General features: G+C 58.8%; 23 protein-coding genes, 1 tRNA gene and 1 rRNA gene. 7 read left to right on the top strand and 18 right to left on the bottom strand.

The annotated features are described in order from the left end of the window. Nucleotides 1-10 precede the first annotated feature (10 nt). The 3 genes from KP702_RS08515 to KP702_RS08505 are packed head-to-tail and all read right to left on the bottom strand — an operon-like array spanning nucleotide 11 to nucleotide 1790. Complete coding sequence (locus KP702_RS08515) at nucleotides 11-853, bottom strand: MBL fold metallo-hydrolase (RefSeq protein ID WP_202208376.1); 843 nt, start codon at nucleotides 851-853, stop codon at nucleotides 11-13. A gap of 33 nt (nucleotides 854-886) precedes the next feature. Next, entirely contained in the window at nucleotides 887-1177 is a 291-nt protein-coding gene (locus tag KP702_RS08510; protein WP_231948159.1) for a hypothetical protein, read from the bottom strand. Nucleotides 1178-1205: 28 nt separating this feature from the next. Then, nucleotides 1206-1790, bottom strand: a complete 585-nt coding sequence (locus KP702_RS08505; RefSeq protein WP_252348630.1) for a sugar ABC transporter — start codon at nucleotides 1788-1790, stop codon at nucleotides 1206-1208. A 124-nt stretch (nucleotides 1791-1914) separates the two neighbouring features. Between KP702_RS08505 and KP702_RS08500 the strand changes: the two genes are divergently transcribed. After that, nucleotides 1915-2841, top strand: a complete 927-nt coding sequence (locus tag KP702_RS08500) for a LysR substrate-binding domain-containing protein (protein WP_237390070.1) — start codon at nucleotides 1915-1917, stop codon at nucleotides 2839-2841. Nucleotides 2842-2846: 5 nt separating this feature from the next. Here KP702_RS08500 and KP702_RS16545 read toward each other — a convergent pair whose 3' ends face one another. Then, the gene (locus KP702_RS16545) at nucleotides 2847-4079 is read right to left on the bottom strand and encodes a DUF3363 domain-containing protein (RefSeq protein ID WP_373687840.1); all 1233 of its coding nucleotides are present in this window, start codon (nucleotides 4077-4079) and stop codon (nucleotides 2847-2849) included. Between the two features lie 546 nt (nucleotides 4080-4625). Here KP702_RS16545 and KP702_RS16540 point away from each other — a divergent pair. Then, the gene (locus tag KP702_RS16540; protein ID WP_373687837.1) at nucleotides 4626-4907 is read left to right on the top strand and encodes a hypothetical protein; all 282 of its coding nucleotides are present in this window, start codon (nucleotides 4626-4628) and stop codon (nucleotides 4905-4907) included. Nucleotides 4908-5136: 229 nt separating this feature from the next. Here the strand turns inward: KP702_RS16540 and KP702_RS08490 are convergent, their stop codons facing one another. The 8 genes from KP702_RS08490 to KP702_RS16530 all read right to left on the bottom strand — a co-directional run bounded on the left by KP702_RS08490 (nucleotide 5137) and on the right by KP702_RS16530 (nucleotide 11113). Next, nucleotides 5137-5790, bottom strand: coding sequence for a lytic transglycosylase domain-containing protein (locus tag KP702_RS08490; RefSeq protein ID WP_215768781.1), 654 nt, complete (start codon nucleotides 5788-5790; stop codon nucleotides 5137-5139). Between the two features lie 4 nt (nucleotides 5791-5794). Beyond that, nucleotides 5795-6130, bottom strand: coding sequence for a DUF736 domain-containing protein (locus KP702_RS08485; protein ID WP_202208584.1), 336 nt, complete (start codon nucleotides 6128-6130; stop codon nucleotides 5795-5797). Continuing rightward, on the bottom strand, nucleotides 6114-6713 hold the full coding sequence (locus KP702_RS08480; protein ID WP_202208585.1) for a S26 family signal peptidase: 600 nt from the start codon (nucleotides 6711-6713) through the stop codon (nucleotides 6114-6116). Before KP702_RS08480 ends, KP702_RS08485 begins: the two co-directional genes overlap by 17 nt. Continuing rightward, nucleotides 6710-7225, bottom strand: coding sequence for a DUF2840 domain-containing protein (locus KP702_RS08475; RefSeq protein ID WP_202208586.1), 516 nt, complete (start codon nucleotides 7223-7225; stop codon nucleotides 6710-6712). The genes KP702_RS08480 and KP702_RS08475 overlap by 4 nt, the downstream gene beginning before the upstream one ends. Further along, nucleotides 7222-8340, bottom strand: coding sequence for a replication initiator protein A (locus tag KP702_RS08470; protein WP_202208587.1), 1119 nt, complete (start codon nucleotides 8338-8340; stop codon nucleotides 7222-7224). Before KP702_RS08470 ends, KP702_RS08475 begins: the two co-directional genes overlap by 4 nt. After that, on the bottom strand, nucleotides 8341-8610 hold the full coding sequence (locus KP702_RS08465) for an AlpA family transcriptional regulator (RefSeq protein ID WP_019086238.1): 270 nt from the start codon (nucleotides 8608-8610) through the stop codon (nucleotides 8341-8343). Nucleotides 8611-8856: 246 nt separating this feature from the next. After that, on the bottom strand, nucleotides 8857-10128 hold the full coding sequence (locus KP702_RS16535; RefSeq protein ID WP_215768780.1) for a HEPN domain-containing protein: 1272 nt from the start codon (nucleotides 10126-10128) through the stop codon (nucleotides 8857-8859). A 133-nt stretch (nucleotides 10129-10261) separates the two neighbouring features. Beyond that, complete coding sequence (locus KP702_RS16530; RefSeq protein ID WP_215768779.1) at nucleotides 10262-11113, bottom strand: AraC family transcriptional regulator; 852 nt, start codon at nucleotides 11111-11113, stop codon at nucleotides 10262-10264. Between KP702_RS16530 and KP702_RS08450 the strand changes: the two genes are divergently transcribed. Then, nucleotides 11108-11800, top strand: coding sequence for an aspartate/glutamate racemase family protein (locus KP702_RS08450; RefSeq protein ID WP_202208590.1), 693 nt, complete (start codon nucleotides 11108-11110; stop codon nucleotides 11798-11800). The genes KP702_RS16530 and KP702_RS08450 overlap by 6 nt on opposite strands. Nucleotides 11801-11894: 94 nt before the next feature. Here the strand turns inward: KP702_RS08450 and KP702_RS08445 are convergent, their stop codons facing one another. The 4 genes from KP702_RS08445 to KP702_RS08435 all read right to left on the bottom strand — a co-directional run bounded on the left by KP702_RS08445 (nucleotide 11895) and on the right by KP702_RS08435 (nucleotide 14495). Beyond that, nucleotides 11895-12380: a DUF2285 domain-containing protein gene (locus KP702_RS08445; RefSeq protein ID WP_373687839.1), complete on the bottom strand. Its 486-nt coding sequence runs from the start codon at nucleotides 12378-12380 to the stop codon at nucleotides 11895-11897. Between the two features lie 49 nt (nucleotides 12381-12429). Next, nucleotides 12430-12618: a transcriptional regulator domain-containing protein gene (locus tag KP702_RS16525; protein WP_373687838.1), complete on the bottom strand. Its 189-nt coding sequence runs from the start codon at nucleotides 12616-12618 to the stop codon at nucleotides 12430-12432. Nucleotides 12619-12987: 369 nt separating this feature from the next. Beyond that, entirely contained in the window at nucleotides 12988-13668 is a 681-nt protein-coding gene (locus tag KP702_RS08440) for a DNA methyltransferase (RefSeq protein WP_202208591.1), read from the bottom strand. 203 nt (nucleotides 13669-13871) lie between these two features. Further along, nucleotides 13872-14495: a DUF2726 domain-containing protein gene (locus tag KP702_RS08435; RefSeq protein WP_237390101.1), complete on the bottom strand. Its 624-nt coding sequence runs from the start codon at nucleotides 14493-14495 to the stop codon at nucleotides 13872-13874. Nucleotides 14496-14593: 98 nt separating this feature from the next. On the opposite strand from KP702_RS08435, the gene KP702_RS08430 reads away from it, so the two are divergent. The 4 genes from KP702_RS08430 to KP702_RS08415 all read left to right on the top strand — a co-directional run bounded on the left by KP702_RS08430 (nucleotide 14594) and on the right by KP702_RS08415 (nucleotide 17328). Beyond that, nucleotides 14594-14821: a hypothetical protein gene (locus tag KP702_RS08430; RefSeq protein ID WP_202208592.1), complete on the top strand. Its 228-nt coding sequence runs from the start codon at nucleotides 14594-14596 to the stop codon at nucleotides 14819-14821. Between the two features lie 101 nt (nucleotides 14822-14922). Beyond that, nucleotides 14923-15246: a type II toxin-antitoxin system HigB family toxin gene (locus KP702_RS08425; RefSeq protein ID WP_007283918.1), complete on the top strand. Its 324-nt coding sequence runs from the start codon at nucleotides 14923-14925 to the stop codon at nucleotides 15244-15246. Beyond that, the gene (locus KP702_RS08420; protein ID WP_202208593.1) at nucleotides 15236-15616 is read left to right on the top strand and encodes a type II toxin-antitoxin system HigA family antitoxin; all 381 of its coding nucleotides are present in this window, start codon (nucleotides 15236-15238) and stop codon (nucleotides 15614-15616) included. Before KP702_RS08425 ends, KP702_RS08420 begins: the two co-directional genes overlap by 11 nt. A gap of 14 nt (nucleotides 15617-15630) precedes the next feature. Next, a complete protein-coding gene (locus tag KP702_RS08415; protein ID WP_215768827.1) occupies nucleotides 15631-17328 on the top strand; it encodes a recombinase family protein in 1698 nt (565 codons plus the stop codon). On the opposite strand, the gene KP702_RS08410 is transcribed toward KP702_RS08415, so the two are convergent. After that, a tRNA-Met gene (locus KP702_RS08410) sits at nucleotides 17285-17361 on the bottom strand. The two genes, KP702_RS08415 and KP702_RS08410, sit on opposite strands and share 44 nt — an antisense overlap. 50 nt (nucleotides 17362-17411) lie before the next feature. Next, nucleotides 17412-17526: ribosomal RNA gene (gene rrf, locus KP702_RS08405) — 5S ribosomal RNA — on the bottom strand. Nucleotides 17527-17531: the final 5 nt, after the last annotated feature.

Here is a 17531-nt window from a genome sequence, read left to right as displayed (position 1 = left end):
TTTCCTTCTTTTATTCATCCTCATAGACAAGGCTGTAACTCTGACCTTTTCGCTCAATGCGTCCAAAACCACGTGCGCGAAGATGCATTCCAGCGATCAGCAACCGTTCAGAACTAACGAGGTCAAGCAGTCGTGCCCGTGTCTCAGCTGCGAGAATTGGATCCAGGTCGAAAGCGATCGACACATCCGGACGTGGAATCTGAATCTCTGGGAAATGAACGATGTCCCCCCAGATCAGAAGGTTTCGACCGCCGGATTCAAGGCGATAGCCAGTATGCCCCGCCGTATGTCCCGGAAGCGGCGCAGCCGTCAGGCCGGGGGACACCTCGCCTCCTTCAAAAAGACGTAACCTGTCTCGATAATTCTCGAATATTTGACGCGCCATGAGAAAATTCCCACGCGCCCGCTCGCTTGCGCGGCTCAGATTGCCGTCATCCTGCCAGAACTCGATTTCTCGCTTATGGACGACCAGCTCGGCATTCGGAAAGACGGCCTCCCCGTTTTTATCCAAAAGCCCAGCAACATGATCTGGATGAGCATGCGTCAGCAGAATCGTGTCGACCCCGGAAGGCTGCACTCCGGCCTGTGGAAGATTGGACGCCAAAAGGCCTCCCCACTGCTTGAAACCACCAGCCCCAGCGTCAATCAGGACCGTGCGACCACCCCCGCGTACCAGATAGCAGTTTATATGAATGGCGGAGGTGTCCTTCACCCCCGCTTCATCTTCCATCCGCGCGGCATCCGGGGGCTCGATATTCGAGAGGAGATCCAGGCTGGCGCTCAGATTGCCATCGCTGATCGCCGTGATCGTGAAATCTCCGACCTGCTGGAAGGGGAATTGTGTAGCCGACATTATTCTCTCCTGAGTTCTCTGCCTGGCAGTCATTCAGTTGCGGGCGTGAATGTTTTCGGTCGGATATCCAAAGCAGCGAATACGGGCGGAAAGGTCCGTATTGCGCTTTATGCTGTCACCGATTTCCTCCATGAACTTTTCCATGACAGAAGCTGTTCGAAACACTTCCAGCCGAAATTGAATTTCGGCAAAAACCGGATGTCCACGACCGTGCCGGACGGCGACGTAGATGATATGTACCTTGTCCAATGCTGCCCCCAGGAGGTCCGTGCAAAGCGCTGTGCATTCCTGAGTGAGCGTCGTAAGTGTCTCTTCCGACGGCATTTTGTCCTGCGATATAAAAAGCGTGACGTTAGGCATCGCTGGCCTGCCGAGGCTTTCCGGGGACGGCATCTTCGGAATTGACCAACTGTGCGGTCATCGGCTCATAGAGATGAATATCCTTCGGCAGAGCCTCGAACGTCTGGGACCGCTTCAGCCTGGCGAGCCATCGATATTCTGGGAATTTTTCCAACGCGACCGCTTGCAGTGCGTTGAAGGCGAAGCCCAAGCGGATCAAGGATTCCGGGCCTTTCTCGCTCATCGCCAGAATCTCGTCAGGCCCGACGGAGGGAGTGCGATCAAGACCAGCGTAAAGATTGCGATGCCAGTCGGTAATGTGGGGCTGCCACCGCGCGAAATTGCCACCGCCCTTCTGACGATACTCTTCACTTGTCAGGACATCGAGACCGTCAACCGAGTGCATGGCAAGATAGACAGGGCAACCTTCGCGCAACGCCTTGAAACGCTGGGACGTATGAAAGCCGCTGACCGAAACCAAAGCCGGCAACTTGTCCAAGCTGTAGAAGTCGTTCCATTCCGCTTCGCTGCGCGGATCGGCAAAACTGCATTCCACCGTGTAGATCATCTGACATCCCTTGACCGGAACCGTTAACATGGCCTGACCACATCTCTGGTTGATTGTTTGTCATGGTAATCGGATAATCTCAGCACATATATCGATATTGGATCATCCTTCAGTGACCTAATGTCACGGCGGGATTGACCAAAGAAATGAATCAATGAGCCGGGAACCGCTCATGCGCCGCAAGATACCAAGTAACTCCGCGCTCATGGCCTTCGAATCTGCCGCTCGTCATGGCAGTTTTGCCCGCGCAGCGGATGAACTAGCCCTGACCGAAGGAGCGATCAGCCGTCAGATCGCCCGGCTCGAGGCCTTCCTCGACGTCATACTATTCGAGCGCATCGGAAATCGTGTTCGGCTTTTACCGAACGGAGAGCGTTATGCCGCTCAAGTTCGCGAGACACTCGACCGCTTGGAACGAGACAGTCAGGTGCTGATGGGGCAACCCAGCGATGGCGCGAGCCTCGATATCGCCGCCATCCCGACTTTCGCAACGCGGTGGCTCATTCCCCGATTGGGACGGTTTCGAGAACTACATCCAAACGTCACAGTACATCTCGCAGAGCGGATGGAACCCTTTGTCCTTGCCGGCAGCGGTTTCGACGCCGCGATCCATTTCGACCATCCGGCCTGGACGGGAATGCGGACACACCACCTGCTGAATGAAGTGCTGGTGCCCGTTTGCCATCCCACGCTTTTGGACAGGGATGGGGCGACGACACTGGATGATTTGCCGCGCCTGCATCGACGGCAAAACCCGGACGCCTGGCAACGATATGCACGGGAAACCGGGATCACACTGACGAACCCCGCGATCGGTGCCCGTTACGATTTACATATAATGCTGATCGAGGCTGCATTGGCCGGCCTTGGCGTTGCACTCGTGCCGCGCCTCTATGTCGAAAGAGAACTGGCGGACGGTCGTCTGATCGCGCCTTGGCCTGAGGGAAATTTGGTTTCCAAGACATTCTGTCTGATCCTGCCAGAACCGATCAGATTAAGTGGCGGCTCAACTCAGATTTTTGCAAATTGGCTTATTAAAGAGGCACAATCGTCAAATCCAAGCTTTAACAACCCCTGCTGAATCCGTTACAATTCAAGCCCTCTATTTCGCCCCAACTGCCACGATACCGATGCACCCTGCATTATGCCTGTCACCTCTTGGCCAAGTCGGCGCTCTATCACAGGCCGCCACGGGACCAGCGTGAACTCATGGGACTTCTCGACAATGGCGAACTTCCCGCTCGATAGCTGAGCGGTGCCGGTAAACGTACCGCTGACCGTCTCGCCATCAGCAGCGCCCCGAAACTGCATGTGCTTCGTTGCGGCCAGGTCTGCCCCAATACGAGCGACCTCCCGCTCCTGAAGCGTCGCAAGCAGGTTGCGTCGGTAACTCACACGCCCATCCGGTCGGCGGACCGCATCCCCCTGCTCGATCAATCTATCCCACCGTCGCTCCATCGCCTCGCGCACCTGTTCCCCGAAACCGGCAGGCACCAGATCGGACACAACACCTCCGACCAGCCGCCGGTCGAGCCAGGTCGCGCCATCTGCGCCGATCTGTCTATCCAGGTCAAAGGTCGAAAGGACACGGATATTGGCCCTATCGCCCCGTCCTGCATCGTGGGCAGCAGCACGGGTGGTGAAATCATCAGGGATACGCCACTGGTCGGCGTCGATCCGCTCGACGATACCGGCCCGACGCAAGGCCTCCAACCGTCGAACATGGGAGGCGACGAAACCGTCATAGTCGCCGCCCGGCACGCGCCCCTCGAACCGGGCCTGTTCGAGATGACGGCTCAGCCGGTAGACACCCTCCTCGGCGATGCCAACAATCGCGCGATCGGAGGGACGCCCGGTGCCATCAGGCGGCCCAATCTCGACGATGCTGCCAATCCGTGCTTCCGCGACACGGGCGGCGTCCATGCCGGCAACATGATGCGTCCGCCCGTCAATGCCATCGACCACCAGCGTCAGTTCTTCGCCCAGTTCGTCCGACAGATGCTTGTCGATGACGCGACCGACGATCGGCGTCGCAGGTGCTGCATCATGGATCGCGAAGCTCATCGGGTCGCGCTCGGCGCCCTCCGCCCGGAGTGCCTTCTGCATCGTGCGGATGATGTCGCCGCGCTCGCCCATCTCGCGCAGCGTCGGCTCCAACCCCTCGCTCAATTCCCACACGCCCGGCGCATGTTCCGTGGCGAGGCCCATATCGCCCAGCTTGCCAAGACGGCGCAGCCGAAGCGTCCGATCCGCCTGGCCGCGCGGATCATCAGGCTCGTGACGCAAGTCGAGAAAGCGGTCATTAGCTTCCGCGAGCATCGCCCGGTCGATACGGGTAAAACGATCCTGGTCGATTTCGGCGACCAGCTTGCGGCGCTGCTCGATCTCGGTGACAGGGCCGAGTTCCAGCGTCACCAGTTCGCTCGCCCGTTCGCGGATGCCGTTGGCGAGATAATCGCCGTTGATGACCAGATCCTCGCCCAGTTCGTCACGGCCGTTGACGACGACATGCACATGCGGATGGCCGGTATTATGGTGGTTGACGGCCACCCAATCGAGCTTCGTGCCAAGATCGGCTTCAACCTGCGCCATCAGGTCGCCGGTGTAGCCCGTCAGGTCGGCGAGATTCCCGGCATCCTCCGGCGAGACGATGAACCGGAACTGATGGCGGTCGTCGCGCCCACGATCGAGAAACGCATCACCATCGGCACGGTCTTCGATCCCCGAATAGAGCCGGCCCCGTTCACCGTCGCGGGCGGTGCCGTCGCGCTGGATGTAACGGAGATGGGCAGCGGCCTTGCCATTCCGCCCGGCGGCACGGACGGAGCGGGATTTGACGACGACGCGGCGGCTACCCGGTCGCCGATGGCTCCAGCCATTCGAGAGGTTCCGGGCGCGCACGAACGTCGCCCCGCGTCCACGCCGCACACCACGTCCGGACGCGATGCTTCCCTGCCCCCTCGGCGCATGGCTAGGCCCGCCACCTCGAGGGCGTCCGCTCGCGCCGGTCGCCGCCTGTTGCTGGCGCGTGACCGTGCGCACCCTGGTCAGGAAACTCCTGACACGACCGACCTTCGGCGTGTCGGCGCGGATACGGCCAGGCCTCGGGCGGAAGCGGTTGTCGTCGCCCGCGCTCATGGCCGCTGATCCGCCCGAAACGGCCACAAACAGGCAAGAGTGCCGCGAAAACCGGGGCGGAAACTGACTTTGCCGCCTGTGGCGGCACCATACCCCCTCAAAGGGGGTGCCACCCAAAACAATGTGCAGACAAGGGCTTGCCCTGCGGATCGGACCCATGGAGTGCCGTCCGCTTTAATCTTGCGCTCCCTTTTCTGTCCTCTTTCCGCCTCTCCACCCCCTGCCCCTCGCCCTGTCATCATGGCCGCGCTCCCATGCCGCCATGCGCCACGAACAGGCCATCCGCTCGCGGCATGATCCCCGGCATATCGCGCCCAGACGCACCCGCCGCATTGCGATCCGACTGCACGATGAAGAGCGGCGCACGGGTCCAGGCAAACCGATCGGCCGCCGCGATCATAACGGGAGCATCGCCGCCACCTCCGATGATCGGCGCAACGGCAGCGACGTAGGCACGCGTTTCCAATGGCAATGGACGCCCTGCCAGAGACGCCTCATAGCGTGCGGGACCGGCATTATAGGCGGCGAGAAAACCCGGCGAACCGTAGCGGTCATGCAGTTCGCGGAGATAGGCCGCGCCCGCCAGAATGTTGTCGCGCGGATCGTAGGGATCGCGGCCAAGATGATAGCGGAGGCGCAAATCGGCCCATGTGCCGGGCATGATCTGCATCAGTCCCATCGCGCCCGCTGACGAAACGGCGCCCGGATCGCCAGCACTCTCGGCCCCCATGACGGCCCTGATCCAGATCGTCGGAATGTCGAAACGCCGTGCAGCCTCAGCGATCTCGGCGGCATACGGGATGTCGAGTGTCTGCGCCAACACAACAACCGGCGCCATGACAACGAGGCAGCCCGTCAACAGCAGACACGTAATCCGGGTCTGACTGCGCATGGTGTCAGTCCCGTCCGTCACGCTTGTGGGGGCGGCTCCAGTGCAGCGACCAGAGACCGCCATTGCCGCCATCACGGAACAGATTGGCGCGCAACGGCTGCGGCAGGAGGGGATCGTCGATCAGCAGGGCAACGTAATCGCCAGCGCGTTCGCCATTACGTTTCCAGCCGGCACCAATCTCGGGGCCGTCCTCGTCATCGCGATGGATGCGATAATCGGGTGCGTTGTCGGAGTCCGATTTCTCGGCCGGCATGATGACGATCTCATGAGAACCGAGGAAGGTCTGGATGCGTCCGGCAAAACCGGTCTTGTCGCGCGTGAAGCTACCGATCTGCGGCATGGGAAGTCTCCATAGCGATGTTGGGAAGAGACGGCGTCGGCCTGTCAGCATATAGGCCGTGCCAGACGAAATGACCGTCGCCGCGCGCGTCGGTGTAGAGCGGCGTCGCCCGACCGATCACGGTGCTGCGCGGAAGCGGACCGAAATAGCGCCCGTCCAGACTGTCGCGAACGGACGGGTTCATGAGGAAAAGCTGATCCGGTGCGATGCGGCGGCAGCCCTGCCAGACCGGCAATACGCGCCTACGCCGGTCGCGGTCCTGCGCTTCACCCAGCCGCACACCATCCACGGTGACAATGCGGCCAACACGGCACACCTGTTGCCCCGGCAGCGCCGCGATAGGCTTGAGCAGCGGCACACCCCGGCCGATATAGCCCCGCCCGACCATGAAATCCGCCAGCGGTTTCGGTGGCCTGACGGCGACCAGATCGCCGGCCTTCAGCCTGTTCGGCGCTGTAAGGTCGTAGAGGCCGAGGGGCGTGCTGGCGGAGGCGTTCCAGAGCAGCTTCACCGGGACGATGGACGCGACGGCGACGCCCATCGCAGCAAGATACGTCGCCATGACATAGCCGAAGCGGGTCATGACCTGATCTCCCGCCGCCTGAGCCAGGCCCGATGACGCGCCATCGTGTAGACGCGCGGCTGCTCACCCGCGTTCAGCCGGTTGCCGACATGCCGCCAGTGATCGGGCGCGACCGCGCAGGCGTCGATGCCGGCCTGTTCCACCCCGTCGATATGGCGGAGCACCTGCTCGACCTTCGGCCAGCCTACAACCCGCAGCAGGATTTCACCGCCCGGACGGACAAAGGGCACAATCTGGCAAGGTTCTCCCGGTGCCACGGCGCTCAGGATGTCGATGCGCGATGCGATCGTGCCGAAATCGTTGGCCACCCAGCGGACAAAGGCGAAAACGCTGCCAGGCCGGAAGGAGAAGATACGACGGCGTCGGTCGAGGATCTGTTCCTGAGCCTCATGACCGAACCTGATCCAGTTCTCGACACGCTTGTCGATGTGGGTCAGCTCCACATGGGTCAGTGGATCGCGTGCAAACGGCAGGGCGTGGCCCCACGCACGAGACGTTGTGGCGCGGGTCATGGCCCGTCTCCCGGCATGGGAGAAAGACCACACGCGTGCGGATCGCCCGGCCGGTCGGCGGCACCGGCACCACGGTCGGTATCCGGTCGCCCCAACATCAAAAAGTTAGAGTCTAAGTTAGACTCTAAGTTAGGAGCGCGATTCCGCGTTTTAGGCCAAAGACTTAACTGAGGTTCGTGCGCCTGAAATCCCGATAGTGATGCGCCCGAAGTCCCGATAGTCCCTGCGCCCGAAATCCCGTGTCCGCCCACAGCGTCATCCACAGGCACTGTGGATAAGTTGGCGGGACGAATATGCAGCAGGTTCCGCCGCCCCTCGCGTCGGATCGCGAGGTGATAACCGGGAAGCGACTGGCGGACGGCGATGCGCCGCAGGTCGAGCGCGAAATCGGAGACACGCGCCAGGCTGCCGGATTTCTCGTGAAGATGGGCGATCTCGAACAGCCAGCCCTGCGGCTGATGCCCGGCATGTTTACGGGCGACGCGGTAGAGCCAGCGTTCGATGCCGCCCGTCAGGCGGAAATAGGCCGGGTCGATGGTCAGGACCAACGAGCGGTCGATGACGCCGCGATAGAACCAGTCGGGCAGGACGCACTCCATGCCCTCGACACGGCCGTCGCGGGTGGTCCGTTCCTCCCATTCGTTGATCCAGGAGAACTGGTGCCGGCGCCAATGCTCGCCATTGCGGATCGTGGTGCGGATCACGGTCGATTGTAGCCGGGCGAACGCGGCCTTGAGCAGCCGGTATTCCCGTGCGCCCGTGGCACGGCCAACGGCCGTCAGAAGCTGGTATGGGGTGAAGCGCAGGAAGCGGGACGTCCTGAGGCCGTCATTCTCGGCCTCGACGATCTGCGAAGCGGCCCAGATCAGCACGTCGGCATCCCAGATGGTTGCCATGCCGTGCTCGGCCAGGCCGTGAATCTCGACCCGCTGACCGCCGGCCTCGTAGAGGATCGGGGCGACCCGCTTCACCTTGGAAAGCGAGAAGAACGGGCGCTCCATAAGGTCGCGCTGGTCGCGGGGGCTGGCATCCCCACCCGCGATCACGAAGGGATCGAGGCGCAGCCGCTCGCTCTCCCTCCCGTGCTGGCCGCGCTGCGGTATGACGCCGGCCATTCAGAGAGTCGCCTTTTCGGCCGGAGTCAGCGGGCGGGCTGGGAAGACACGGCAGGGAGTCTCATCGGTGGTAGACCTGCGGACACCATTCTCGACCCAGCCCTGAAGATCTGGGAGGGCGTAGACGATGCGGCCGCCGATCTTCCGATAGGTCGGGCCTGTGCCATAGGTACGGTGCTTTTCCAGCGTGCGGATGGAAATACCGAGGAAGCGCGCCGCGTCGGGCGTGCGCAGGAAACGGGGCGGCAACCCCGTCTTGGGATCGAGCATGATCGGGCCTCCGGTTGGGTTCGGCGGCTGCCGGTCACGACAGCGGGCCATGGCGAACCGTGGCGGAGGATCGGCGGCGTGGAGAGTGCCGGAATGAAATGGGATTGATTCCGACACCCCGATAGGAGGTGCTTATGTGGAAAGGAAATGACAGTCAGCTATCGGGAGGAGAAAACCGAAAGAAGCCATCTCCACAATGGAAGAATCTAAAATCATAAATCAAACAATAATATTTTTATACTGCTATTATTCGTCTTTTTTTATGTTAGAAATACTTTCTATATAAGATAGAATTATCCTTTTAGAAAAAAGGTATGCCTCCATATGAATTTTGTACATTGTTTTTTTATCATCGGAAATAGAACCCCCATGCACTAACTGTGATCTATAATTATATAGTTTATAAAACGGATCAACCTCTTTCTTTCCCAGAAGGTTTTTAACTAAAATTCCACAATTTTTTCCAATAGACTGAAACTCATTTGATAATACACCTTGAGTGATAGATTTTTTGACGTTTTCATCAAGATCGGCTTCACTTAATTCTTTTTTTAAATAATTTAACGCCTCAATTTCATTATCCGAGCGTTTTATTTTTTCGGATAAAACTTCAATAGCAGTCATTGATAAAATTATTTTATTTATGAGAAGATCGTCGAATAGAGATGCCGTAAGTATAGATATGGCAGTTTCTAACTTTTTAAATTTATTATCATAAATAAAAACATCCTCAAATTTATTGTAATTTTTATCAAATGAAAGTGTAAATTCTTCGACATCAAAAGTATCGCTTTCCATTTTAGTCATACTGTTATACTGAAAAGTTCCAGATGGAAATAGAACAACTCCGAATTTATCACTAAAGTTAATTAGCGGAATTGTACAATGTTTTTCATAAATATCAATGTGCCGTCCAATAAAAACACTTTCTAATTCCCTTCTTAACTTTTCAACAATTACTTCAGAAGCCAGATGCTCAGGATAAGAGATACCTATCCCAGATTCAGCAAAAGCTAAAATCAAAGCCTGCTCAACTTTCTTAGAAACATCGACGATTTCCCGATAAATTAAATTATCCGAGCTCTTCAATTTTAGGATCGTAGATCCCTTCAGTGATTCATTTGAGTCGGATACGATAGTAAATCTATCTAAAAATACTATTGAATCTTGATCCACTCCAAGTGGTTTTGATATCTTAAAGCGAATATAGAAACTCCATTTAGTCTCTTCAGAGTCCATTATGCTTATGGTATCTTCATTTGAATCTTCAACTCCTGCCGACATTTCGCCTTCCATTATTTCGATAAATTTTTCAAATTCAACTTCATCAAGTTGCTCAATAAAATCTTTAATAGTACTATCCATTTCATGCATTAATTGATCAATATCCGAATCTTCTGATTCGACCTTATTTTTAATAATATCCTTTATAATTTTAAAAATTTCTTTTATGTTTTCTTCTTCAAGAGGTCTTTGAATTTCAACTCCAAATAAAGTATTGGTTTGATTATTACGCACAACAAAATCCTCATTGTAACAAGTGTGACATTGATTTTTTATAGCAATATTTTTATCCGAAAAAAAATATCTGTGCGGCAGTCAAAAGTGAGGCGAAAATGAACCAAAGGCGAGCGTCTTGGATATCGCCGTCTCATTTTGCCATACGACCGTAGAACGCGGGAGTGACGCCGACGGAACGCTTCATATAGCGTGTCAGATGCGCCTGATCGGCGAACCCGCATTCCGTGGCGGTGTCCGCAATAGGACACCGGGCGTCCAGAAGCTCTCTAGCGCGGGCCAGGCGTCGTTCCATGAGATAGCGATGCGGCGTTACGCCGAGGCTTTGCCGGAAAGCCCGCACCAGAAATCCAACGGACAATTCAAGCTCCGCCGCCAGTCGAGCAACCTCCAGCCGTTCACCCATGTGACGGTCGATCAACCTATCGATCGCGGCCAGACGAGCCGCCGTGATCCACGGAGCAGCAACCCTTCCTGAAGTAAACTGATGGAGGAGGACGGCGGCGAGGATATCCGGCTCCGATGCGATTTTCTGTGTCCCGGAGAGCAGCCTGCGCCGCAATGAACAGGCGGCTGCCACGGCGTCCGGGTCGACAATTCCGTTCAACGGTCGCTCTCTGGCATCCCGATGCCCTATCATGATGGTCGGCATACCGCGCAGGACGAGGTATTCACCGCCTTCGTCCGAGCGGGAAAACACCGGACATGTGCTCGGCACCCAGGACAAGGTATTGGGGCGCCGCAGGAAAGAGTGCGCCTTCCCGGTTCCGATCGCATCCACCCCGCGCTGCGCCTCGAAGGCAAAGCCGATCACAGCGCGATCAGAGGTTGCCTGCACATCGTAGGCCGCCTTGGGCCACAACTCGACCACCCAGTTCTCTGTCTCAAGCCTTCTGACCGTTTTCGCCATGTGCATTTTGTTCAAGACCCGTTCCCCGGCTTCGATGGTAACGGTCACGGATGGGAAAGGGAGAAGAAAATGCACGTTCTTGGTCTTCTGGGCGGAATGAGTTGGGAAAGCACGGCGATCTATTATCGGCTGATGAACGAAGGCGTCCGGGCGCGAAAGGGTGGTCTGCACTCGGCTCCCTTGCTGCTCTGGTCACCGAATTTCGCGCTGATCGCAGACCGCCAACGTGAAGATGACTGGTCGGCGCTGGCGGAACAATTAGGCCGGGCCGGTCAGCACTTGAAACGGTCAGGCGCTGAGGCGTTGCTGATTTGTAGCAACACCATGCACTGTCTCCATGAGACCATCGAACAGGCGGCGGGGATCCCGGCACTGCATATCGCGGACGGAACCGGTGAAGTGTTGCAACGCGCCGGCTGCAAACACCCCATGCTTCTTGCGACCCGTTTCACGATGGAACGCGAATTCTACACGAAACGCCTGCGCGATTTGTTCGGGATCACGGCCAGGATTCCCGATGAGGATGCGCGGATCGGCATTCATCGCATTATCTATGAAGAACTTTGCCAGGGTATCATACGCGACGAAAGCCGGGCGTATTATCGTGATGTCATCAAACAAATGAAAGCAGAAGGAGCCGACAGCGTCATTCTGGGATGCACGGAAATCACCATGCTGATCACGCAGGATGATACCGATCTGCCCGTTTTTGATACCACAGCGATTCACGCTGAGGCAGGCGTTTCCTGGATACTGGGCTGAAAAGCGCACAGAGTCGTGTCAGAATATTATCGGCCTGTTGCGGCTCTTTGGTCATGTTCGGACTCATGATAGCTTCCTGGTCCCCCGCCTTATCTCAACGCTCAGACAGACGGATCGGATAGCGCAATAAGTCACGATAGCCGCCACGAACATAATACTGACCATCAGCAACGAGACGGCGGACCTGGTTCTTGCGAGGATTGTTTTCCCAATCGGCCTTCCTGCCTTCAAACCCGAGCAAAACTTCGGCGAGCTTGCGATAACTCGCGCCAGCCGTCCGACCGTCAAACGCCCGGAGCATCAGGATATGCCGGTCCCGCGTTTGCTGCGGAAAATCATGAGCCCACCTGCCCTCAGACCGGCCAACCAGCGCGCGCCATAAACGCAGCACGGCCTCCGCGCGAAGTTCCAGCAGCTTGTCGAGCGGCAAGATGATGACATAGGTGGCGCGCCCGTCCGCCGGAGGTGTCGGGAGCCAGACCTGATGCGCCGATGCGCCGGACCGCCAGAAACCATGCCAGGCATCACCGTCATCCAGCCGCACGACGAGGTCCGGCAATTCCGCGAGGTTGATCGGCATGACGACCGGGTTATCTGTGTCAGCGAGAGCCTCGCGCAGTTCGATCACGTCAGGCGAGAGTTCCGGCATCCAGAAGACAGGCGTGCGGCCGGCAGGCTGCGCCGGATCGACAGGGAAATCGCAAACCCCATCGTTCGGAGAAAGCTTTCCTGCCCCTTGGCTTCGGAGCCGCAAGCGTTTTCATTCGCTGGAACGCGCGACGATATTCGTCGTCACGTCGAAGATATTCCCAGGCCATGCCGGCAGCAGCAATGTCTTGTGCGTGTTCGTAAGCGGCCGGCGACTGCCAATCTGATATCGGCATCGCGTTACCCTTCCTCTTGCGCCTGCTTCTGGCAGCAGGAACATCAGGATGCGCAATGGGAAGATTTTGTGCAGACTGTGTTTGGAGATATGTCGATCTCGTAACACGATCGCACGATGTTATGGCGTTCGTCCGCGCTACCAAAATAGTCCGCGAGCCGGGCACGCGCCCGGCGAGCGGCACTTATTTTCCATCTTCCCGTCGCCGATCCGCGAAGTCGGATCGGCGCAAATTTGTACGGACAGACAGGCCCAAGAAAGGAAAGACGCAGAACCGAATTGTCGGCCCTGCGGCGTTCGATCCCTATGCTGCTATTTTCTTCGCCGCGTGCCAGGCCAGTCGCCGGGTCGCCGTTGCCGCATGTTCTGCGTCGAGTTCCATCCCCAGCCACTCACGGCCGAGATGCTGCGCCGCCACCAGCGACGAACCCGAACCGCAAAACGGGTCCAGCACCAGACCACCAGCCGGGCAGAACGTATCCACCAGCGGAAGCAGCGCCGCGACGGGCTTTTGCGTCGGATGCAGCCTGTTCCCCGAGTAGGGCATGTCGATCACGTCCGGCACCGGCTGATGGGGCCGCATCGCATTTCCCTTCGCCAATAGATAGGCGCTTTCGTGCTCGTAGCGCAGAAAACCCGAAGATGAGGCGTATGACTTGCGAAACACGATATGCCCGACCATGCGGAACCCGGCGGCTTTCCAGGCGTCGGCAAACAGGTCGATCTTATTCCATCCGTAAAAACTGACGGCAAGACCGCCCCATTTCAGGACACGGTGCATCTGATTCACCGCAGGCCGGAGCCAGCGCGCATTATCGTCATTGCGGACCTTCCGCCCGTCCCTGCCCTGATAATTCACCAGGTAAGGCGGGTCGGTCAGGATGAAATCCACCGAATTGCGCGGCATTGCCCGCATCAGGTCCACGCTGTCGCCATTGAGAATGGTATTGCGGAAATCGGTCGCCGTGATGGTGTTGCCGGTCATGGTCTTTGCCCTTTGTTCCGCGAGGAACAGCCCCCGCTGTTCCTCTGCCTCGCGGCGAGCAGCGGGGTAGCAACGGCAAGGGCGACCGATGGGGAGGGGTCTCTCCCGGTCTGCACGGAGCGTAGCGCAGGAAGATCGGGGACACCCCATCGGGCGGCGTCAGCCTGCTGACGCGAACCCTTGCCGGCGCGAGGGCGGAGCCCTTAGCCTGTTCTTTTTTCTGTTTCCAGCACTCCAACTTTCTCTGAAAGCGCGGCGAGGATGTCGAGCTTGCCCATTCTTTCGGGAATTTCGAGCAGCGGGATACCCGCCTTCTGCAAGGCCAGACGCTTGACCGCCATGCGAGCGTCAGCGTCGCCGGACAGATCGTGACCGGAACCGTTATACTCGACCACCAGGACCGGATTACCAAAACGATCGATCAGAAGGAAATCGACGCGCTTGCCACTGTAGGACTTGAACGCCCGCTTCTGACGCGGATCATCCGGGGCATAAGGCGTTTTGATGAAGCCACCCATCGCAACTTCGAAGGCGAAACGCCAGTCGGGCTGCATATCCTTGATCCATTCATCGATCGCATAGAGCACGCGCACGGCTTCCCGATTGACGGGAGGGACTGCCTTCAGGCTGCATTCATCAATGAACCGCAACTGGTTCTGCGGATCGGACAGGTCATTTTCCTGTCGGTATTGCCGACGCCGTTCGTCTTCCTTCTGCCGAACAGCGGCCTGCTGCGCCAGGGCCTCTTTCGCGCGGCGATCCCGAACGTAGAATCCGATGGCATATCCGATCGCCAGAAAAATGATCACCTTTTCCACTTCCGCCATGCCTCCCTTTTCTGCGCGATCACCGCCGATTACCGCATTGACCGGCGTCTGGTCTTCTCAAATCCCCTTGTCCCGTCCTTCATCGTTCCTGTCGCCCCATGACCGGGAAAGTGGACAGGATGGCACGCAAACCCGTCAGGATCAGGATCGAGGTGTTCGACCCCACTGAGGCGGAAACAGCCGAAGAGGCGTTTCGCCCCTCCAATGAAGCCGTCCGATCCCTCGCCCGCCTGATCGGGCGTCAGATCGCCCGCAAGCAGTTTGAGCGTGCCCGCGCGCTGGAGCGGAAACAGACCCGGCAGAACCGATCCGGCCCCATGCGGTAGCTTCCTCTCCCCGGCTGCGTTTCCCCCGGCGAACGCCCCCTCGCCGGGCAGTCGTGCATTTTTCTTGTGACCATTATGGTCCCGTGATATAAGGTCAGTCAATGAGGATCATCGCCCGTCGCACGCTGAGAGAGTTCGTCGACAGTCTGGTGGGTCAGAAGGACCAGCCGGCCGTCAAGGCGGCGCTGGATGCCTGGTTCGCCGAAGTCGGCAGGGCTGCGTGGACGAGCACTGCCGATGTGAAGCGGCTCTATGCCACGGCCAGCATCGTCAGTGCCGAGCGGATCGTCTTCAACATCAAGGGCAATGCCTATCGTCTGGTCGTGGCGGTCGATTTCGAGAAAAGTATCGTCTGGATCAAATGGATCGGCACGCACAAGGCGTATGACAGGATCGACGTGACGGAGGTGGAGCATGACGGCTGATCTGAAACCCATCCGCAACGAGGCGGATTATGACGCAGCGCTGGAAGAAGTCGGCCGGCTGTGGGGTACGAAGAGCGGCACACCGGACGGCGACCGCCTCGACGTGCTGGCAACGCTGATCGACGCCTATGAGGCGAAGCACCATCCGATCGACCCACCCGATCCGGTCGAGGCGATCCGCTTCCGCATGGAGCAGCAGGGCCTCACCCGCAAGGATCTGGAGCCGATGATCGGCCCGCGCAACCGGGTGGCCGATGTGCTGAACCGCAAGCGCGGCCTCTCGATCGATATGATCCGCCAGTTGCATGACGGCCTAGGCATCTCGGCCGAGGTGCTGATCCGGCCCAGCCGGATGGACAAGGTCGCCTGATAGGAAACACCGCCATGACCCGCGTCGCCCTGTATGCCCGCTACTCGTCCGACAACCAGCGCGACGCCTCGATCGAGGACCAGTTCCGCATCTGCCGGGAACACGCGAAGCGGGAAAAATGGAAGATCATTAACGCCTACAAGGACGCGGGTATCTCTGGCGCCAGCATGATCCTGCGTCCCGGTATCCAGACCCTGTTGCAGGATGCCCAGGCCGGGCGCTTCGACATCGTTCTGGCCGAGGCGCTGGACCGCATCTCGCGGGATCAGGCCGACGTCGCCACCCTGTTCAAGCACCTGAAATTCGCCGGCGTGCCGATCGTTACCCTGGCCGAGGGCGAAATCAGCGAACTGCATGTCGGTCTCAAGGGCACGATGAATGCCCTGTTCCTGAAAGACCTTGCGGCCAAGACCCATCGTGGCCTGCGCGGCCGGGTTGAGGACGGCAAATCCGGCGGCGGTCTCTGCTACGGCTATCGCGTCGTCCGGCAGTTCGACGCAAAGGGCGAACAGATCCGGGGCGATCGCGAGGTCGACGCGCATCAGGCGGAGATTATCCGCCGCATCTTCCGGGACTTCGCCGCCGGCATCGGCCCACGCGCCATTGCCAAAGCCCTGAACGATCAGGGCATCGCCGGTCCCGAGGGCAAGCTGTGGAGCGACACCACCATCCGGGGCCATGTGAAGCGCGGCACCGGCATCATCAACAACGAGCTGTATATCGGACGCCTGGTCTGGAACCGGCAGCGCTATGTCAAAGACCCATCCACCGGCAAGCGCGTCTCGCGCCTTAATCCGGAATCCGAGTGGGTGGTAACAGGGGTTCCCGATCTGCGGATCGTCGATGACGCGCTCTGGCAGGCGACCAAGGCCCGCCAGAGCGTCATCGCCGAGAAGTACGTCAACGTCACCGAGGCCGTTCGCGCCCACCACAAGCGGAACCGGCTCAACGGCACCCGCCGCCCGAAATCCCTTCTGTCGGGCCTGCTGTTCTGCGGCCTGTGTGCTGGCCCTTACACGCTGCGGGGTTCCGACCGCTTCGCCTGCTCAGGCCATGTCACCAATGGTTCCTGCGCCAACAGCCGGACGATCCCCCGTCCCGATCTGGAGCGCCGCGTGCTCTCCGGTCTCAAGGACCGGATGATGGCGCCGGAGATCGCGGCCGAAGCGATGCGCGCCTATGCCGAGGAGACCAATCGCCTCAATCGCGAGCGCCGCTCCAACGCCGATGTCTGGCAGGTGGAACAGGTGAAGGTCGAGAAGCATATCCGGGGCATCATCGAGGCCATCAAGGAGGGCATGTTCCATCCCAGCATGAAGGCGGAGATGGACACGCTCGAAGCCCGCAAGGCTGAGCTGGCGACCCTGCTCTCCGACGTTCCCAACGATGTGCCTGACCTGCTGCCGAGTGCGTCAGCGATCTATGCGCGCAAGGTCGGACGCCTGACCGACGCCCTCAACCACCCTGAGGAACGGCTGGAAGCTGCCGAGGCACTGCGGGCGCTGATCGAGAAGGTTGTGCTGACACCCGGCCCGAACCGGGGCGAGATCGACGCGATGCTGTATGGGGAACTGGGCACGATCCTGAGCTGGATCGAGCGGCAAGCCATTGGAAAGGCTGAAAAAAGAAACACTCCCGGAGTTGGGCTCACGGGAGTGTCGGTATCAGTGGTTGCGGGGGCAGGATTTGAACCTGCGGCCTTCAGGTTATGAGCCTGACGAGCTACCGGGCTGCTCCACCCCGCGGTGGTGTATGTGATGTTGGTGTGTGGGAGTTTTTGTGAGTGGGCTAGGGGACCTGGCGGCGACCGACTTTTCCGCACCTTGAGGTGCAGTATCATAGGCGCTGAGGGATTTCACGGCCGAGTTCGGGAAGGGATCGGGTGTAGGGCCCTCGCAATGGCCACCAGGTCTTC

The sequence above is a fragment of the Gluconobacter sp. P5B12 genome (assembly GCF_018812035.1).
Taxonomy (GTDB): Bacteria; Pseudomonadota; Alphaproteobacteria; order Acetobacterales; family Acetobacteraceae; genus Gluconobacter.
Note: the sequence above shows the minus strand (reverse complement) of the source record. Positions and strands in the feature narration are given on the sequence as shown.